The sequence below is a fragment of the Micromonospora sp. NPDC049891 genome (assembly GCF_040660295.1).
Lineage (GTDB): Bacteria > Actinomycetota > Actinomycetes > Mycobacteriales > Micromonosporaceae > Micromonospora.
In genome coordinates this window covers 19,583-37,165 of sequence record NZ_JBFAML010000041.1, presented here as the reverse complement: position 1 = coordinate 37,165, position 17,583 = coordinate 19,583, and the positions used below count along the sequence as shown (strand labels likewise).

The following is a 17,583-nucleotide window of genomic DNA, read 5'->3' as shown; positions in this document are numbered from 1 at the left end:
AAGTTCTCCACCTACGCCACCTGGTGGATCCGCCAGGCCATCACCCGCGCCATGGCCGACCAGGCCCGCACCATCCGCATCCCGGTCCACATGGTGGAGCAGGTGAACCGGATGGTCCGCGCCCGGCGGGAACTGGCGGTGTCGCTGGGCCGGGAACCCACGGTCGCCGAGGTGGCCCGCGCGCTCGACGTGCCGGAGTTCCAGGTGATCGAGCTGATCTCGTACGACCGGGAGCCGGTGAGTCTGGACCAGGCTGTCGGCGAGGACGGTGAGAGCGCCCTCGGTGACTTCGTCGCCGCCGTCGACCCGGCCGCCGGGCCGGGTGACGCCGCCACCCAGGGCGAACTGCGCAACGAGGTGAGCATCGTGCTGGCCACGCTCTCGCAGCGCGAGCAGGCCGTGATCCGGCTGCGGTTCGGCCTCGACGACGGCCGGCAACGCACCCTGGACGAGGTCGGCCGGGAGTTCGGTCTCTCCCGCGAGCGGATCCGGCAGATCGAGAAGGTGACGCTGCTCAAGCTACGCGCCCCGGAGCGGGCCCAGCGGTTGGAGGCGTACGCCTGCTGAGCTGAGCGTACGGCCATCGGCCCCGGCGGTTCGCCGGGGCCGATGTGTGTCCCGGCTTGACGACCTGGGCACCTACCCGGTAGAAACCTGTTGGTTATCAAACCGGAAGGTTATATGCCGTGCTCACCGACCTGGATGCCACCTTCGCCGCCCTCGCTGACCCGACGCGGCGGGCCATTCTCGCCCGGCTGGCGAACGGCGAGGCCACCGTCACCGAACTCGCCGCGCCCTTCGCGATGAGCCAGCCGGCCGTGTCCAAACACCTGCGCGTGCTGGAACGCGCCGGGCTGGTCAGCCGGGGACGGAACGCCCAACGACGCCCGTGCCGCCTCGAAGCCGCGCCACTGCGGGAGGCCACCGCCTGGCTCGCCGCGTATCGCGACCACTGGGCCGAGCGCTACCAACGTCTCGACGCGCTGCTCGACGAGCTGCGTTCGGCCGAGCACGGGCAAGGCGCCACCGACGCACCGGACGGCGGTGCGACACGGTGATCGACGACCATCTGGTGGTTGACACGCCTGGCGATCGGGACATCGTGCTGAGCCGGGTCTTCGACGCCCCGGCGCGCCTCGTGTTCGCCGCTTTCACCCGCCCTGACCTGCTCGTCCGCTGGTACGGCGCGCGCGGCTGGCAGCTGGTCGGCTGCGAGGTGGACCTGCGGGTGGGCGGGTGGTGGCGGTTCGAGTCACAGGGCCCCGACGGGCAACGAATGGTCCAGCGCGGGGTCTACCGGACGGTCACCGCGCCGCACGAACTCGTCTGCACCGAACGCTTCGACGACCAGTCCTATCCCGGCGAGACCCTGGTCAGCCACACGTTCACCGAGCTCGCCGGGCGGACCACCGTCACCACCACCCTGCGCTACGCCACCCCCGAGGGACGCGACACCGCCCTGCGGTACCCGATGGTCCGTGGGGTCACCGAGAGCTTCACCCGACTCGCCGGACTGCTGGCGACGAGAACAGGAGGACAGGAATGAACTGGACGTTGGAAGTGGTGGTCGTACCGGTCTCCGATGTGGACCGGGCCAAGGCGTTCTACGCCGACCAGCTCGGTTTCGCCGTCGACCACGACACGGTGATCAGCGACGACGTACGCATCGTGCAGTTGACCCCACCCGGATCGGGCTGCTCGATCGTCATCGGCAAGGGTGCCGTGCCGCAGATGCCGCCGGGGTCGCTGAAGGGCCTTCAACTCGTCGTGCCGGACCTGGGCAAGGCCCGCGCCGAACTGCTCGAACGGGGCGTCGAGGTGAGTGAGATCCAGGTGCTCGGCGAGAACCCGCGTCCGGTGCCGGACCCGTTGGACAACGTCGGTTTCGTCTTCTTCGCCGACCCGGACGGCAACGCCTGGGCGGTGCAGCAGATCTCCAGCCGAGCCTGACCGCCCGCTCCTTCACAGCCGACGCGGTCCGGTGTCGGGGCGAGGCGCGGCGGCGGAGCCGATGCGGACGTTCGCGTGCAGCACGGACAGACCGTCGGGCCGGGCGAGCACCGGGTTCAGCGTCAGCGCCCGTACCCGGGGCTGGTCGTCGGCGAGGCGACCGACCCGCAGCAGCAGGTCCGCCAGGGCGGTGCGATCCACCGGCGCGGCCCCGCGATGGCCACGGAGCAACGGCGCCGCCCGCGGCGCGTCGACCAACTCGGCGGCGTCCCGGTCGGTCAACGGCACCGCCCGCCACGCCCGATCACCGAGCAGTTCCGTGGCGACCCCACCGAGCCCGAACCCGACCACCGGCCCGAACGCCGGATCCTCGACCAGTTCCACGACGCAGGCCACCCCGGGCGGCACCATCGGCTGCACCAGGACCTCCGCACCGAAGGCCACCGCCAGTTCCGAACAGGCGCGGCGTACGGCGGCGGCGTCCGGCAGGTCCAGGCGGACCGCACCGAGGTCGAGGCGGTGCCGCAGCCCCGGCGCCGCGGCCTTGAGCGCCACCGGGAACCCGAGCCGGGTGGCCGCCTCGACGGCCTCGTCGACCGAGGCGGCCGACACCGACCTGACCACGTCGATGCCGTACGCGGCCAGCAACGCCTCCGCGTCGGTGTCGTCGGCCCGCAGCGCCGCCTGTGCCGCCTCCGGGTCGACACCGGACAGCTCCGGCAGGCTGCCGGTCGGCCGGCGCAGCCACTGCGCGTACGCGGTGACCCGGCGCAGCGCCCGGACCGCCTCCTCCGCGCTCGGGTACGAGGGCATTCCCGCCGGGGCACGGCCGACGAGGAAGGTGGCCACCGCCGGCTTGCCACCGGACAGCGCTGCGGGCAGGGCGGCGGTGAGGTCGGCCTCGGTGCCGGTGAACTGGCCGGGCAGCGGCGGAGCGAAGAGCGCCACAAGTGCGTCGACCGAGTCGTCGGCGGCGGCCCCGGCCAACGCCTCGGCGAACTCGGCCGCGCTGGCCCTCGGCCCGACGTCACGGGGGTAGCCGTCGGCGACGGTGAGACCCTGGGCCGCGCAGGCGGTGGCCGCGAGCCCGGTCAGCGCCGAGGAGTTACCGACCACGCCGACCCGGTTGCCGGCCGGCAGCGGCTGGTTGGCCAGCAGCACCCCGACGTCGAGCAGCTCGCTGACGGTGTCCACCCGGATCACCCCGGACTGGGCGAACAGCGCGCTGACGGCCGTGGCGTCCGGGCCGGTGGCGTCGCCCACCCCCGGCGGGCGGGCGGGTGAGGCCAACGCCACCACCGGCTTGTCGCGGCCGATCCGCCGGGCCAGCCGGGCGAACTTGCGTGGGTTACCGAAGGTCTCCAGGTACAACATGATCACGTCGGTGCCGGGATCGTCCTGCCAGTACTGCAACAGGTCGTTACCGGAGACGTCGGCCCGGTTGCCGGCCGAGACGAAGCTGGACAGGCCCAGTCCCCGCCGGTCCGCCTCGGCCAGCAGCGCCACGCCGAACGCTCCCGACTGACTGAAGATGCCGACCCGGCCGGGCACCGGGAGACGCGGGGCGAGGGTGGCGTTGAGGCGTACCGCCGGGTCGGTGTTGGCCACCCCCAGGCAGTTCGGGCCGATCACCCGCATGCCCGCCGCGTGGGCCGCCCGGACCAGGGCCCGCTGCGCGGCGGCACCTTCGACGCCGGCCTCGGCGAAGCCGGCGGAGATGACGACCAGGCCGTGCACCCCGGCTGCCGCGGCGTCGGCGACCACATCCGCGGCGGCCTCCGGCGGTACCGCCACCACCGCCAGATCGACCGGCAGCCCGGCATCGGCGGCCGACGGGTACGCGGGCAGCCCGGCCACCCGCGCGGCGCTCGGGTGCACCGGCACCACCGACCCGGTGAACCCGCCGTCGCGCAGATGTCCGAGCACCGCCGCGCCGACACCCTGACCGGTGGCGCTGGCGCCGTAGACGGCGACGCCACGCGGGGCGAGCAGTCGGGCGATGGACCGTGCCTCGGTGCGGTGTTCCCGACCGCGCTGCACCTCCAGGGTCGCCTCGGTGGGCGCGATCGGGAAACTGAGATGCACCACCCCGTCGGCGAACTGACGCTGGATCTGGTACCCGAAATCGGCGAAGACCCGCAGCATCTGCCCGTTGGCCGGCAGCACCTCGGCCACGAAGTTGACGATCCCGGCCCGGCGGGCGGCGTCGGCGAGATGTTCCATCAGCACCGAGCCGATGCCCCGCCCCTGGTAGGCGTCCTCGACGACGAAGGCCACCTCGGCGTCGGGCGACTGCGGGCCGAGCCGCTCGTAGCGGCCCACGGCGACGATCCGGTCGCCGGCCAGCACCACGAACGCCTCCCGGTCGCGGTGGTCGACGTTGACGAAGCGGTGCAGGTCCCGCTCCGGGATCCGTGGGTACGGCGAGAAGTAGCGCAGGTAGCGGGTGCGCTCGGAGAACCGGGAATGCATCGCCACGATCTCGGGCGCGTCGGACGGATCGATCGGTCGCAACTGGACCGTGCTGCCGTCGCTGAGCAGCACGTCCACGGCTTGTTCGGCGGTGGTCACCTCGGACCTCAGTCAGTCACGGGGGTCGTGTGGGTCTAGACCGAGCAGCGGGAAGACCGCCTTCCGGGTCGCCGCGATCGCCCGGTCCACCGCGCTCGGCTCCCCGGTGGGCTGCCACGGCTCGTACCCCGGGTCCACGTCGTCGGTCATCCGCAGCGGCACGTCGAAGCCGGGCCGGCGGGCCATGGCCAGTTCCCGCCAGGCCGGCGGGGTGAGCGTCGCCGGATCCAACGGCGCGCCGGTGGCCACCGCCAACAGATGCGTCCAGGCCCGGGGCACCACCTCGACCAGGGCGTACCCGCCGCCGCCGGTGGCCACCCAGCGTCCGTCGCACAGCTCGTCGGCGAGCGCCCGCAACGCCAGGTAGGTGGCGCGCTGCCCGTCGACGGACAGGTGCAGATCGGCGAGGGGGTCGACGCGGTGGGCGTCCGCCCCGCACTGGGTGAACAGAAGCTGCGGGCGGAACGCCCGCAGCACCGACGGCACGATCGCGTGGAAGGCACGCTGCCAACCGGCGTCCTCGACGCCGGGCGGCAACGGGATGTTGACAGCGGTGCCCGCGGCGTTCGGGCCGCCGGTCTCGTCCGGGAAACCGGTGCCGGGAAACAGGGCCAGCGGAGTCTCGTGCAGGCTGATCGTCAGCACCCGTGGGTCGTCCCAGAAGATCTGCTGCACCCCGTCGCCGTGGTGCACGTCGACGTCGACGTAGGCGATGCGCTCGGCACCCAGGTCGAGCAGCCGGGCGATGGCCACCGCCGGGTCGTTGTAGACGCAGAACCCGGCGGCTCGGGCGGGCATCGCGTGGTGCAGGCCGCCGGCGACGTTCACCGCCCGGCGGGCCGTACCCCGCCAGACCGCCTCGGCCGCGATCACGCTGGCCCCGGCGACCAGCGCGCTGGACTCGTGCATCCCGTCGAAAACTGGATTGTCCGAAGTGCCCAGACCGAACCCGGCGAAGAGCGGATCGCGCGGCGCGATCCGCACCGCGTCCAGGTAGCGCGGGTCGTGCACCCGGGTGAGCAGGGCGTCGTCGGCGGGCGCCGGCGGCACCAGACGCACCCCGGTCCGTTCCAGGATGCCCAGTTCCCGGGCGAGCGCGATGGTCAACTCCACCCGCACCGGATCCAGCGGGTGGTCACCGAGGTCGTAGGCGAGCAGGGACTCGTCCCACACCACCACCGTGTCGTCGGACATCTGCCCATGGTCGCACGAGGGTCGCCCGACGGCCCGGCCACCGGGCCGCACGCGGGTCAGGCGCCCCGGCGGCACGGCCACGGACACCGGTCGGGCGACCCCGGCCACGGACCGTCAGGCGTCGGGCCGGTCCGGCGTCGGGCCGGTGGCGACCGGCCGGTCCGGGTCGGCGACCCAGTGGCTCCACGATCCGACGTAGAGCGCGGCGTCCGTGCGGCCGGCCAGGTGGAGCGCGAGCACGGCCTGGGCGGCGGTCACCCCCGAGCCGCAGTAGGCCCCGACCGGAGCCTCGGCGGCCACGCCGACGGAGGCGAAGCGGTCCCGCAGCGCCTCGGCGACCGGGAAACGACCGTCGGTGACGTACTCGGGCGCGGGCAGGTTCACCGCGCCGGGGACGTGGCCGGCGACCGGATCGATCGGCTCGTGCTCGCCCCGGTAGCGAGGTGCGGCCCGCACGTCGATCAGGACGCCGTCGCCGGCCGCCAGCCGGGCGGCGGCCGCTGCGTCCAGCACCGGCAGGGCTCCCGGGCGGACGGTCACGTCGCCCGGCGCCGGAACGGGTTGGTCGGTGCTGACCGGCAGGCCGGCCGCCGTCCAGGCCGGGTAGCCACCGTGCAGCAGCCGGACCGGTCGGTGCCCCGCCCAGCGCAGCGTCCACCAGGCCCGGGCCGCCGACATCCCGTCGCCGCCGTCGTACACCACCACCGGACGGCCGGCCCGCACCCCGGCCGTCCGCAACGCCACCTCCAGCGCGACCGGATCAGGAAGCGGGTGCCGCCCGGCCGGGCCGGGAGCGCCGCACAGCGCGGTGTCCAGGTCGACGAAGACCGCACCCGGCAGGTGCCCCGCCAGATAGTCCTCCCGCCCGGGCGGTCCGGCCAGGCGCCAGCGGACGTCGAGCAGGGTGGGCGGGTCGAATCCATCGAGTTCGGCGGCGAGCCGGTCGGCCTCGACCAGAAGATCCTCAGTAGCGGACATGAGCTTCAGTCAACACCATGAGTGACATGCCCGACGGTTCGGCGACAGACGTGCGGGGTCCGGGAGGGTACCATCGAGGGCCTGGAGGGCCGCTGACACCATGAAGTCTCACGACCTGGTCGATACGACCGAAATGTACTTGCGTACGATCCTCGAACTCGAGGAGGAGGGTGTGCCTCCGTTGCGCGCCCGGATCGCTGAACGGTTGCGCCAGAGCGGTCCCACGGTCAGCCAGACCGTCGCCCGGATGGAACGCGACGGCCTGCTCACCGTCGAAGGTGACCGGCACCTGAGCCTCACCGAGCAGGGACGCAGCACCGCCGTCTCGGTGATGCGCAAACACCGGCTCGCCGAGCTGCTGCTGGTCAACGTGATCGGGATGCCCTACGAGGAGGCCCACGAAGAGGCCTGCCGCTGGGAGCACGTGATGAGCGACGCGGTTGAGAAGCGCGTCTACGACCTGCTCAACCGGCCGACCCGGTCGCCGTACGGCAACCCGATCCCGGGCCTGGCGGAGCTGGGTTCACCCGGTCAGGCCGAGCCCGAGCCGACCGACGGCGAGCGCAACCTGGCCTTCCCCGGCCTGACCGGCACCGTCGTCGTACGGCGGATCTGCGAGAGCGTACAGACCGACGCCGAGGTGCTCCGGCAACTGCACGCGGCCGGCGTCGACCCCGGCGCCACGGTGACTGTGGCGCAGGAACGCGATGCCGTGTCGATCGACCGCTCCGGTGAGAGCGTCCGGCTGCCCCGCGAGATCGCCTCCCGGGTCTTCGTCGCCGCCGCCTGAGCAGCGGCGGTGACGCGCCTCCACCGCCCTGTCTACAGCCGCTCAACTCACGTACGGGCAGTGTCGACAGCCCCGGCCGCAGCAGGTGCCCCGACCGGCCAGGAACCCGGCCGTGAGGACGAACAGCCCGGTGTCCGGGTCGAGGTAGCCGGCGTCGCCCGCAGCCAGGGCGGCCGCGTGCACGGTGAGGATGCGTTGCCGGCCGGGGTGATCGAGCGGCAACCGCGACGGGTGCGGCTCGGTCAGGGGCCGCGTCGCCAGGGGCCGTCGTTCTCCACTCATCCCGGGCAGTCTAGGTTTTCCCGGGCGGCGTCGATCCGCACTGGCCCCGTCCATCGATGGGACAGAGGATGAAGTCGACGAAGGAGACACCATGGCCCAGTACGCAGTCCTGATCTTCTCGCCGGCACCGGCCGATCCGATGGAGCTCACCCCCGACTACATCGCCCTGCTGGAGCGGTACCCCGCGCAGGTGGCCGAGCTGGGTGGGCAGATCGTCACGGGCTTCGCTCTGCAACCGAGCACCACCGCCACCGCGGTACGCGGCGATCTCGTCACCGACGGCCCGTTCATCGAGGCCAAGGAGGTGGTCGCCGGGTTCTTCGTCCTGGAGGCACCGGACCTGGACACCGCGGTGCAGATCGCCAAGCTGAACCCGGCCACGATTGACGGCGGGGTGGAGGTCCGGCCGCTGTTCGAGCCGCCCGTCGAGTGAGTGACGGCGAGCGCAGCGTCGTGCGGTCCGCGACCGCCGAGGCCGAGCGGGCCGTGGCGGACGCACACCGCCGCGAGTGGGCCTTCGTACTCGCCGCCACGGCCCGCGTCGCCGGTGACTTCGACCTCGCCGAGGAGAGCGTTCAGGAGGCGTACGTGGCCGCGCTCGGGGCGTGGGCCCGGGACGGCGTACCGGACCGACCCGGTGCCTGGCTCACCGCGACGGCCCGGCGAAAGGCCCTCGACGTGCTGCGCCGACGGCAGGTGCTGCGCGCGAAACTGCCGCTGCTCGTGGAGCCGGACACGGCCGAACCGGACATCCCGGATGAGGTCGCCGTGCCGGACGACCGGCTGCGCCTGGTCTTCACCTGCTGCCATCCGGCGCTCGCCCGGGAGGCCCAGGTGGCGCTCACCCTGCGCCTGGTCTGCGGGGTCAGCACCGCCGACATCGCCCGCGTCTTCCTGGTCCCCGAACCGACAATGGCGGCCCGGGTCACCCGCGCCAAGAAGAAGATCGCCGCCGCCCGGATTCCCTACCGGGTCCCCGAGGCCGCCGAACTGCCCGAACGGCTGGACGCGGTGCTCACCGTCGTACACCTGCTCTACACCACCGGACACACCGCGCCCACCGGCGCCGACCTGATCCGCGCCGACCTGGTTGACCGGGCGCTGCACCTGGCCCGGATGCTGGCCGCCCTGATGCCCGACGAACCGGAGGTACGCGGGCTGCTCGCGCTGCTGCTGCTCACCGACGCCCGCCGGGCCACCCGTGCCGACGCCGAGGGCCGGCTGCTGCGGCTGGAGGACCAGGACCGTTCCCGATGGGACCGGGACGCCATCGACGAGGGACGCCGCCTGGTGCTCGACGCGTTCCGCACCGGACGGCCCGGCCGGTACGCGGTGCAGGCCGCCATCGCCTCGCTGCACGCCCTCGCGCCCAGCTACGAGGCGACCGACTGGCCGCAGATCATCCAGCTCTACGGCGTGTTGCTGGACCGCTGGCCCTCGCCGGTGATCGCTTTGAACCGGGCGGTGGCGGTGTCGATGGTGGACGGACCGGCCGTGGCGCTCGCCGAGGTCGACGCCGTCGCCCAGGACCCGCGACTCACCGGCTATCACTACGTGCCGGCGATCCGGGCCGACCTGCTGCGCCGGCTCGGCCGCGACGCCGAGGCGGCGCAGGACTACCGGGCCGCGATCGACCTGGTCGACAACGACGCCGAACGCGACTTTCTCACCACCCGCCTGGGCGAACTAACCCGCTGACCGCCGGCCCCCGGCTCGCCGGTCATGCGCTGCTCGTCGCCGAGACCGTCGACGCCCTCGTCGCAGCACGTGCATGATCGGCGCGCCAGAGCGGGCGAGGTCACGGCACGAGCGACCGGACCGCGTTTCGTAGCTGGTCCACCGCTACCGACTCGGTCTCGTAGGCCGTCTCGATCGCGGTCGCCAGGGCGGGGAAGTCAGGATCGACAGGTGGCCGCCGGTCGAGTTCCGCGCGGGCGGCCCAGAGCGCAGCGGCGGAGGCCGAGCGCTCACCGTCACCCTCGTCGCCGAGCGTGACAGCCGCCGCGAGATCGGCGCTCAACTCCCGCAGCTGCCGGTAATCGGGTACGTCGGCGGGGAGCGCCGCCTCGGCCACCGCGTGCCATGCCGCTGCCGCCTCGCGGAAACGATCCCCGCAGGCGGTCAGATCCGGAGCGCGGAGCAGGACGGCCGCCTCGTCGAGGAAGCGGGCGTAGAGGTCACGCAGGTGCCCGCCGGTGGCGCCCACCGGCTCCACTCCCTCCCAGATGGACAGCAGCGCGCCGACCACTCCCGTGCCGCCCGCGAAAACGGTAGGCCATCCCTTCGCCGCCCTCACGTCGGCGGTAGACCTGGCCCACTTGCGCCAGGCCGGCAGGGCGAACGACGTCGAGGACCCGCCGAGGCCAGCGAGACAGTCACCGAGTCCGGCCAGCACTGCCGCCGCGAGATCCGTACCGCCCGGACCTTCGATCTCCCACAGACAGTTCCGGTACGAGCCGACCCGGGCCCGGGCCCGGTCCAGGCGGGCACTGTCGACGGTAAGCGGACCGAGGTTCCGATCATCGAGCCGGACCCCGCCACCGGTGTGTGCGTACGCCACCACCTGGTGACCGCCAAGTCCGTCGAGGTGCGCGGGAAGATGCCAGTAGCCGACGAACTGCCGGTCCGGCACCACGATCGCCGGGTGTCCGGCCTCGAGCGCTGCGGTCAGCGCTGCCTGGGCCTTCCTCGCCCCGCCGGTCCGCTCCGCCCGGAACGGCACACCGAGCCGGGTCAGCGTCGCGTCGGTCCAGTCCAGGTAGTTCCACCGGTGCCGGAACCCGAGCGTCAGCACGGGGGCGTCATGCGCCGCGAACTCCCACAGGATGTAGCCCGCGCCGAGGCCGCCGCCGACTCCGAGCACCATCGCCTCGGAGATCTCGCGCCCGTGGTGGTGCAGCACGTTCGTGATGTTCGCGGTCTCGGGGTGGACACCGCCACGCAGCGCGTACCCGTGGTCGGTGTGCTCGCGGCCGAGGCCCACGATGTGCCGGCGCGCTTCGGCGTAGCGCTCGCCGGTCCTGGCCATGCGGGCACGAATGCGGGCCTTGAGATGCTTGTCGCTGGTCATGATGTCCTCGTCTGCGGCTCGCCGACCCGCCCGACCCACGCCCGCGACGGTGCGACGGCCAACGACCGGACATTCGCAAACCAGTCTCGTGCTCCCCCGAGGCCGTGGACCCCTTGCCTCCGCGATCGCCCGGCGGCGTGGGCACCGGGTCTGGAGGTCGGGCGCGGGGGCGCGCCACGCATACCCTACCGCAGCCGCCCGCACGCCCCCGCTCGTTGTCAGGCGGGCACGGTCCGCGAGTCGAGCCGGCCCCCGCCGGAGTCTCGGGACACCGGGGGTGGGAAGGTCGCCCGGTAGTCGCGGGGGCTGACGCCGACAAGTTGCCGGAAGCACGTTCGGAAGGCGGTCGGCGAGGTGAAGCCGACCAGTTCGCCGATCCGCTCGACCGGCTGGTCGCTGCGCTCCAGCAGGTGTTGGGCCCGACGGACCCGGTGCCGGCTGAGCCACCGCATCGGCGTGGTGCCGGTCTGGTCGCGGAAGTGCCGGCTCAACGACCTCGGACTCATCGTCGCCCACGCGGCGATCTCGGCCAGGGTGAGCGGGCGGTGCAGGTTGTCGGTCAACCACTCCAGCAGCGGCGCCAGGCTGTGCCCGACCGGCGTGGGTGGCTCGTACGCGATGAACTGCGCCTGTCCCCCGGCCCGTTCCAGCGGCATCACGCAGCTACGGGCGGTCTCCGCGGCGACGGCGGCGCCGTGGTCGCGGCGTACCACGTGCAGGCAGAGGTCGAGCCCGGCGGCCGCACCGGCCGAGGTGAACACCGAATCGTCCTCGACGAACAGCACGTCCGGGTCGACGACGACCGTCGGGTACCGGCGGGCCAGCTCGGCAGCGGCCGCCCAGTGGGTGGTGGCCCGCCGGCCGTCGAGTCGACCGGCGGCGGCCAGCACGAAGGCGCCGGTGCAGATCGAGAGCAGCCGGGCCGGGCTGCCGGCCAGCGCCGCGCGGAGCGGCTCCGGCAGCGGCGCGTCCAGGTCGGCCATCCCCGGTACGACCACGGTGTCCGCCTCGGTGAGCAGAGACAGGTCGTACGGCACCCGCAGGCCGAGCGCGCCGGCCCGGACCTCGTCGGTCGCCCCGCAGACCCGAACCTGGTACGCGGCCCGACCGTCGGCCAGTCGGGCCCGGCCGAACACCTCGACCGGCACGGACAGGTCGAACGGGACCACACCGTCGTACGCGACGACCATCACCCGGTGCATCCACCCATTCTGGCGAGAACCCGTCGGTCGATGGCTCGCCGGCCCCTGCTCGACACCGCCGCCGGTACCTAGATTCACCGCTCATGAACATCGTCGTGCCGCTGCTCATCGGCGTCCTCTACGTCTGCCTCAACTCGTTGATCCGGGAACCGCACCGCCGCCGCTTCAACGCCGTCATGATCGCGGGGGCGGGCGCGGCGTACCTCAGCGGCGGCGGGCTCGGTGTGTGGGAGTTTCCGTTCGTGGCCGTGCTGGTCTACGTGGCGTTCCGTGGGCTGGAGTCGTGGCGGTGGATCGGCGTCGGCTGGCTGCTGCACACCGGCTGGGACGTCGTCCACCACCTGAAGGGCAACCCGATAATCCCCTTCGCCCACGACTCGTCGTTCGGTTGCGCGATCTGCGACCCGGTCATCGCGCTGTGGTGCCTGACCGGTGGCTGGTCGGTCCGTGACCTGCTCCGCCTCCGGTCAGCTCAGTCCGTGGCGATTACCCGAACCAGGTGATCCCCTGCCCGTGGCCCCGGGTCCAGGCCAGGGGCTGCCCGTCGAGCGCGAGCACGTTGAGGTGCGTGTCGCTCGGCGGCTGCGGCAGCCCGGTGTACGGCAGCACCGCCGGCCCCTCGTTGGCGATCCAGTGACCGGGCAGCTCGCGTACCGTCTCGGCGAAGGCCGCCCGGCGCGGCGCCGGCACCAGGTAGAGCACGCTTGTGTGAAAGACCACAAGGGTGGCATCGGCAGGGGCCTGCGCGGCCAGCGCCGGCAGGTCGTCGACCAGGTCGCCGCGCACCAGCAGCGGCGGGTCGGCGGCGGCGACTGCGGCCGCCGCCCGCAGTCGGTCCCGGCGATGCTCGTTCTCCGGCCAGATCAGGGCGTCGAGCCACGCCACGTCGGCCGGATCGGCGACGTCGAGCGGGTTCAGGTCCAGGCCGGCCCGCCACACCACCTCCGGCCGGTGCTCCGGCGGCGTCAGGTTCGTGGCCACACAATCGAGCACCGGCTCCCCCGCGCCGATCAGGTGGCCACCGGATGCGCTGCCGGCGTACCGGTAGGCGTACCGGTCCGGGTAGAGGCAGAGTCCGGCGGAGGCACCTACCTCCAGCAGCGCCAGCGGCTGTGGCAACGCCGCGAGCAACGGCAGCAGTACGGCGCAGCGGCCGGCCTCGTTCGTCTGCGTGACCCGGGAACGGATCTCCGCCGCGACCGCCGACCAGTTGGCCAGCGTGTAGTCACGGAACGCGGCCGGTTCATCGACCGGCCCACCGAGCAGGCGGACCACGCCGAAGAACAGGTTCGGCTGCTGCTTGGCCTCCGGGAGGGTGCCGAGCAGGCTGAGCAGTTCCTCGTCGCGGGACACCGCGCGGGCCAGCCGCTCGTACGAGGGAGAAACCCCACGCGCCTCGCGCTCGGCGAACCTGACGTAGCGCTCAGCGATCGTCATGGCCCGATCATCCCAATAACACGCTCACTCTGAACCGTGACCTCCATCGCCCCCGCTCGTCACGGGACCTTGGTGGTCGTCGGTCGATACCGTGCGGTGGGTGGACTGCTATGTGTGCCGCAGCGAGGAACGATTCGACACACTGCCGCCCCGGGAACGCGTCGACGCCGACCAGCACTGGCGGGTGGTGCACGCACCGACGAGAGGCTCGACCGATCTTGGTACGAGAGCGCCCCTGGGAGGGCGGTTTCGGTCCAAGATCCTGAGAGACGAACGAGCCCCGGGCGGGGGTCCGCCCGGGGCTCGTTCGTCTATTTGGATCAGCTGCAACCGCTCGTGGAGCCGCAGCCCTCGCAGACGTAGCAGCTACCGGCCGGGCGCATCTTCGTACCGCAGGTGAAGCAGAGCGGCGCGTCGGCGGCCTTGCCGATCACGGCCTCCAGCAGCTCGGTGCTGGAACCGACAGACGGCGCCGGCTTGACCGCGGCGACGTCGGCGAGTTCCTGGGCCGGCTGGGCGACCGGGCCGGCCTTCGGCTCCTCCGGCTTGCTCTCCACCGGAGCGGACGCGGCCATCGCGGTGAGGTCCGTGCCGTTCGCCTCCGCCTCGGCCTCGGCCCGCAACTGGGCGGCCCGCTCCTGGGCGGTGAAGATGCCCAGTTCGGCGCGGCGCTCGTAGGGCAGGAAGTCCAGTGCCAGGCGACGGAAGATGTAGTCCATCACCGAGGCGGCCATCCGCACGTCCGGGTCGTCGGTCATGCCGGCCGGCTCGAAGCGCATGTTCGTGAACTTGCTGACGTACGTCTCCAGCGGGACGCCGTACTGCAGGCCGATGGAGATGGCCACCGAGAAGGCGTCCATCACGCCGGCAAGCGTCGAGCCCTGCTTCGACATCTTGAGGAAGACCTCGCCGAGGCCGTCGTCGGGGTACGACGAGGCGGTGAGGTAGCCCTCGGCGCCACCGACGGAGAAGCTGACCGTCTCCGAGGGGCGCTTCTTCGGCAGCCGCTTGCGCACCGGGCGGTACTCGACGACCTTCTCCACCACCGGCTCGACAGCGGTGGCGGTCGCCTCCGGCTCGGCGGTCTTCTTCTTCGCCACCGACAGCGGCTGGCCGACCTTGCAGTTGTCCCGGTAGATCGCCAGCGCCTTCAGGCCGAGCTTCCAGCCCTCGAAGTAGATCTTCTCGACGTCGGCGACGGTGGCCTGCTCCGGCATGTTGACCGTCTTGGAGATGGCACCGGAGATGAACGGCTGCACCGCAGCCATCATCCGCACGTGGCCCATCGGCGCGATGGAACGCTCGCCCATGGCGCAGTCGAAGACCGGGTAGTGCTCCGGCTTGAGGCCGGGGGCGTCCACCACGTGGCCCTGGTCGGCGATGTGCTCGACGATCGCCTCGACCTGCTCCTCCGGGTACCCGAGGGAGCGCAGGGCGCGCGGCACGGTCTGGTTGACGATCTGCATCGAGCCGCCGCCGACCAGCTTCTTGAACTTGACGAGCGCCAGGTCCGGCTCCACGCCGGTGGTGTCGCAGTCCATCATCAGACCGATGGTGCCGGTCGGCGCGAGCACGCTGGCCTGGGAGTTCCGCCAGCCGTTCTTCTCGCCGATCTTGTTGCCGAGCGTCCACTGTTTGGTGGCCTCGCGGACCACGGCGGTGGCCACCGTGCCGGACGGCTTGATCTCGTCGTTGGCGGCGGCGTGCTTGCGCATCACCCGCTTGTGCGGCTCCGCGTTGCGGGCGTAGCCGTCGTACGCGCCGACGATGCCGGCCAGTTCGGCCGAGCGGCGGTACGCCGTGCCGGTCATCAGGGAGGTGATCGCGGCGGACAGCGAACGACCCTGGTCCGAGTCGTACGGCAGGCCGGAGGCCATCAGCAGGGCGCCCAGGTTGGCGTAGCCGATGCCGAGCTGCCGGTACGCCCGGGTGGTCTCGCCGATCTTCTCGGTCGGGAAGTCGGCGAAGCAGATCGAGATGTCCATCGCGGTGATCACCAGCTCGACCGACCTGACGAACTTCTCCACCTCGAAGCCACCGTCGGCCCGGAGGAACTTCATCAGGTTCAGCGAGGCCAGGTTGCACGAGGAGTTGTCCAGGTGCAGGTACTCCGAGCACGGGTTCGACGCGGTGATCCGGCCGGTCTCCGGGCAGGTGTGCCAGTCGTTGATGGTGTCGTCGTACTGGAGGCCGGGGTCGGCGCACTCCCAGGCGGCCTGGGAGATGGTGCGGAACAGGTTCTTGGCGTCGATGGTGTCGATCACCGAGCCGTCGAGCCGGCCGCGCAGGTCGAACGTGCCGTCGTTCTCCACCGCCGACATGAACTCGTCGGAGACCCGGACCGAGTTGTTGGCGTTCTGGTACTGCACGCTGACGATGTCGGAACCGCCGAGGTCCATGTCGAACCCGGCGTCACGCAGCGCGCGGATCTTGTCTTCCTCGCGCGCCTTGGTGACCACGAACTCCTCGATGTCCGGGTGGTCGACGTCGAGGATGACCATCTTGGCCGCCCGCCGGGTGGCGCCGCCGGACTTGATGGTGCCGGCGCTGGCGTCGGCGCCGCGCATGAAGCTGACCGGGCCGGAGGCGGTGCCGCCGGAGGAGAGCAGCTCCCGGGAGGAACGGATCCGGGACAGGTTGACCCCGGAACCGGAGCCACCCTTGAAGATCAACCCCTCCTCCTTGTACCAGTCCAGGATGGAGTCCATCGAGTCATCGACGGCGAGGATGAAACACGCGCTGACCTGCTGGGGTGAGGGCGTGCCGACGTTGAACCAGACCGGCGAGTTGAAGCTGAACACCTGGTGCAGCAGCATCCAGGTCAGCTCGTGCGCGAACACCTCGGCGTCGGCCGGGGAGGCGAAGTAGCCGTACTCCTCACCGGCGGTGCGGTAGGTGGTGACCACCCGGTCGATCAACTGCTTGAGCGACCACTCACGTTCCGGGGTCCCCACCGCACCCCGGAAGTACTTGGTGGTCACGATGTTTGCCGCGTTGACGCTCCAGCTCTCCGGGTACTCCACGCCCCGCTGCTCGAAGTTGATCGAGCCGTCCCGCCAGTTCGTCATCACGACGTCGCGGCGTTCCCAGGCGACCTCGTCGTACGGGTGCACCCCGGCGGTCGTCCAGACCCGCTCGACCTTGAGCCCCGCGCCTGCCTTGCTTCGTGACCTGCTTGTCGTCACACCGTCCCCCGGCATCTCATCCGCCCCCTCGTCCGCGCGGGCCCGCCGCGCGATCCGACTGTCACTGGTACTGCTGAAAGAAACTCACTGCGCGTGGCCGGCGGCACTGGCCGCCTCGGCACCGGCGCCCTCCCGGGCGCGCGCGGCGGCCCGTAGCATCTCGATCTCCTGCTCGAAGTCGGCGAGCGAGTCGAACGACCGGTAGACACTTGCGAACCGCAGATAGGCGACCTCGTCCAGGTCCCGCAACGGGCCCAGGATGGCCAGCCCCACCTCGTGGCTGGGGATCTCGGCGGCCCCCTTGGCCCGGACGGTCTCCTCGACCCGCTGCGCCAGCAGCGCGATCGAATCCTCGTCGACCGGCCGGCCCTGGCACGCCTTGCGCACCCCGCCGATGATCTTCGTCCGGCTGAACGGCTCGGTCACGCCGCTGCGCTTGACCACGGCGAGCACCGCCTCCTCGACGGTGGTGAACCGCTTGCCGCACTCGGGGCAGGCCCGCCGCCGTCGGATCAGCTGGCCGTCGTCGGCCTCCCGCGAGTCGACCACCCGGGAGTCGGCGTGCCGGCAGTACGGACACCGCATCGCCCGACCTCCTCGATCGACCACAGGTCCGCCCGCCCGCCCTCCGGGCACGCCTCGATAAGCCGGAGCCATCCCCCACAGGGATGGCCGCCAGCTCGGCGGTACGGGAGTGCGGTCGGTAGTCGAACCCAACCTGTAGGCAACTTACGCCCATGTGACTACTACATCTAGGGGTCGACCGTATGCCGCCGACGATCCGGGGTCAAGTTGGCCGGCGTGTCCGGCGCGTCACCCCTGACCCCACCCGCACCACCAGTTCTCCGGCAACCGGAGAACCCAACGCGAACCAGCCGCGCCGGTTACCGCCGGCCCGACGCGAGCATCGACAATTCCCGCCTG

The 17,583-nt window shown here is 72.0% G+C and carries 17 protein-coding genes; 8 read left to right on the top strand and 9 right to left on the bottom strand.

The window, feature by feature from the left end:
• The 4 genes from AB0I71_RS30415 to AB0I71_RS30400 form a co-directional block, all read left to right on the top strand.
• A partial coding sequence (locus AB0I71_RS30415; protein ID WP_357590494.1) for a sigma-70 family RNA polymerase sigma factor occupies positions 1-567 on the top strand: 567 nt, incomplete at its 5' end.
• A gap of 119 nt (positions 568-686) precedes the next feature.
• Positions 687-1,058 (top strand): metalloregulator ArsR/SmtB family transcription factor, encoded by a 372-nt coding sequence (locus AB0I71_RS30410; protein ID WP_357590492.1) that lies wholly within the window; start codon positions 687-689, stop codon positions 1,056-1,058.
• Entirely contained in the window at positions 1,055-1,546 is a 492-nt protein-coding gene (locus tag AB0I71_RS30405) for an SRPBCC family protein (RefSeq protein ID WP_357590490.1), read from the top strand. The genes AB0I71_RS30410 and AB0I71_RS30405 overlap by 4 nt, the downstream gene beginning before the upstream one ends.
• Positions 1,543-1,950, top strand: coding sequence for a VOC family protein (locus AB0I71_RS30400; protein WP_357590488.1), 408 nt, complete (start codon positions 1,543-1,545; stop codon positions 1,948-1,950). Before AB0I71_RS30405 ends, AB0I71_RS30400 begins: the two co-directional genes overlap by 4 nt.
• Before the next feature lie 12 nt (positions 1,951-1,962).
• Here AB0I71_RS30400 and AB0I71_RS30395 read toward each other — a convergent pair whose 3' ends face one another.
• The 3 genes from AB0I71_RS30395 to AB0I71_RS30385 all read right to left on the bottom strand — a co-directional run bounded on the left by AB0I71_RS30395 (position 1,963) and on the right by AB0I71_RS30385 (position 6,693).
• Entirely contained in the window at positions 1,963-4,521 is a 2,559-nt protein-coding gene (locus AB0I71_RS30395; RefSeq protein WP_357590486.1) for a GNAT family N-acetyltransferase, read from the bottom strand.
• 12 nt (positions 4,522-4,533) lie between these two features.
• Positions 4,534-5,715 (bottom strand): acetoin utilization protein AcuC, encoded by a 1,182-nt coding sequence (locus AB0I71_RS30390; protein WP_357590484.1) that lies wholly within the window; start codon positions 5,713-5,715, stop codon positions 4,534-4,536.
• Between the two features lie 114 nt (positions 5,716-5,829).
• On the bottom strand, positions 5,830-6,693 hold the full coding sequence (locus AB0I71_RS30385; protein ID WP_357590482.1) for a sulfurtransferase: 864 nt from the start codon (positions 6,691-6,693) through the stop codon (positions 5,830-5,832).
• Positions 6,694-6,793: 100 nt separating this feature from the next.
• Here AB0I71_RS30385 and AB0I71_RS30380 point away from each other — a divergent pair, with 100 nt between their 5' ends.
• Positions 6,794-7,483 (top strand): metal-dependent transcriptional regulator, encoded by a 690-nt coding sequence (locus tag AB0I71_RS30380; protein ID WP_357590479.1) that lies wholly within the window; start codon positions 6,794-6,796, stop codon positions 7,481-7,483.
• Positions 7,484-7,525: 42 nt separating this feature from the next.
• Here AB0I71_RS30380 and AB0I71_RS30375 read toward each other — a convergent pair whose 3' ends face one another.
• The gene (locus AB0I71_RS30375) at positions 7,526-7,765 is read right to left on the bottom strand and encodes a DUF5522 domain-containing protein (protein WP_357590477.1); all 240 of its coding nucleotides are present in this window, start codon (positions 7,763-7,765) and stop codon (positions 7,526-7,528) included.
• Between the two features lie 91 nt (positions 7,766-7,856).
• Here AB0I71_RS30375 and AB0I71_RS30370 point away from each other — a divergent pair, with 91 nt between their 5' ends.
• Entirely contained in the window at positions 7,857-8,198 is a 342-nt protein-coding gene (locus AB0I71_RS30370) for a YciI family protein (protein ID WP_357590475.1), read from the top strand.
• 53 nt (positions 8,199-8,251) lie between these two features.
• Positions 8,252-9,463, top strand: coding sequence for a DUF6596 domain-containing protein (locus AB0I71_RS30365; RefSeq protein ID WP_357590496.1), 1,212 nt, complete (start codon positions 8,252-8,254; stop codon positions 9,461-9,463).
• A gap of 100 nt (positions 9,464-9,563) precedes the next feature.
• On the opposite strand, the gene AB0I71_RS30360 is transcribed toward AB0I71_RS30365, so the two are convergent.
• Together AB0I71_RS30360 and AB0I71_RS30355 are read right to left on the bottom strand one after the other, a co-directional pair.
• The gene (locus AB0I71_RS30360) at positions 9,564-10,835 is read right to left on the bottom strand and encodes a BtrH N-terminal domain-containing protein (protein ID WP_357590473.1); all 1,272 of its coding nucleotides are present in this window, start codon (positions 10,833-10,835) and stop codon (positions 9,564-9,566) included.
• A 218-nt stretch (positions 10,836-11,053) separates the two neighbouring features.
• Positions 11,054-12,037, bottom strand: a complete 984-nt coding sequence (locus AB0I71_RS30355) for a helix-turn-helix domain-containing protein (protein WP_357590471.1) — start codon at positions 12,035-12,037, stop codon at positions 11,054-11,056.
• Positions 12,038-12,120: 83 nt separating this feature from the next.
• Here AB0I71_RS30355 and AB0I71_RS30350 point away from each other — a divergent pair, with 83 nt between their 5' ends.
• A complete protein-coding gene (locus AB0I71_RS30350; protein WP_357590469.1) occupies positions 12,121-12,540 on the top strand; it encodes a DUF6010 family protein in 420 nt (139 codons plus the stop codon).
• Here AB0I71_RS30350 and AB0I71_RS30345 read toward each other — a convergent pair.
• The 3 genes from AB0I71_RS30345 to nrdR all read right to left on the bottom strand — a co-directional run bounded on the left by AB0I71_RS30345 (position 12,524) and on the right by nrdR (position 17,244).
• On the bottom strand, positions 12,524-13,474 hold the full coding sequence (locus AB0I71_RS30345) for a DUF2332 domain-containing protein (RefSeq protein ID WP_357590467.1): 951 nt from the start codon (positions 13,472-13,474) through the stop codon (positions 12,524-12,526). The two genes, AB0I71_RS30350 and AB0I71_RS30345, sit on opposite strands and share 17 nt — an antisense overlap.
• A gap of 320 nt (positions 13,475-13,794) precedes the next feature.
• Complete coding sequence (locus AB0I71_RS30340) at positions 13,795-16,674, bottom strand: vitamin B12-dependent ribonucleotide reductase (RefSeq protein ID WP_357590465.1); 2,880 nt, start codon at positions 16,672-16,674, stop codon at positions 13,795-13,797.
• A 69-nt stretch (positions 16,675-16,743) separates the two neighbouring features.
• The gene (nrdR, locus tag AB0I71_RS30335; protein ID WP_357590463.1) at positions 16,744-17,244 is read right to left on the bottom strand and encodes a transcriptional regulator NrdR; all 501 of its coding nucleotides are present in this window, start codon (positions 17,242-17,244) and stop codon (positions 16,744-16,746) included.
• Between the last annotated feature and the right edge of the window lie 339 nt (positions 17,245-17,583).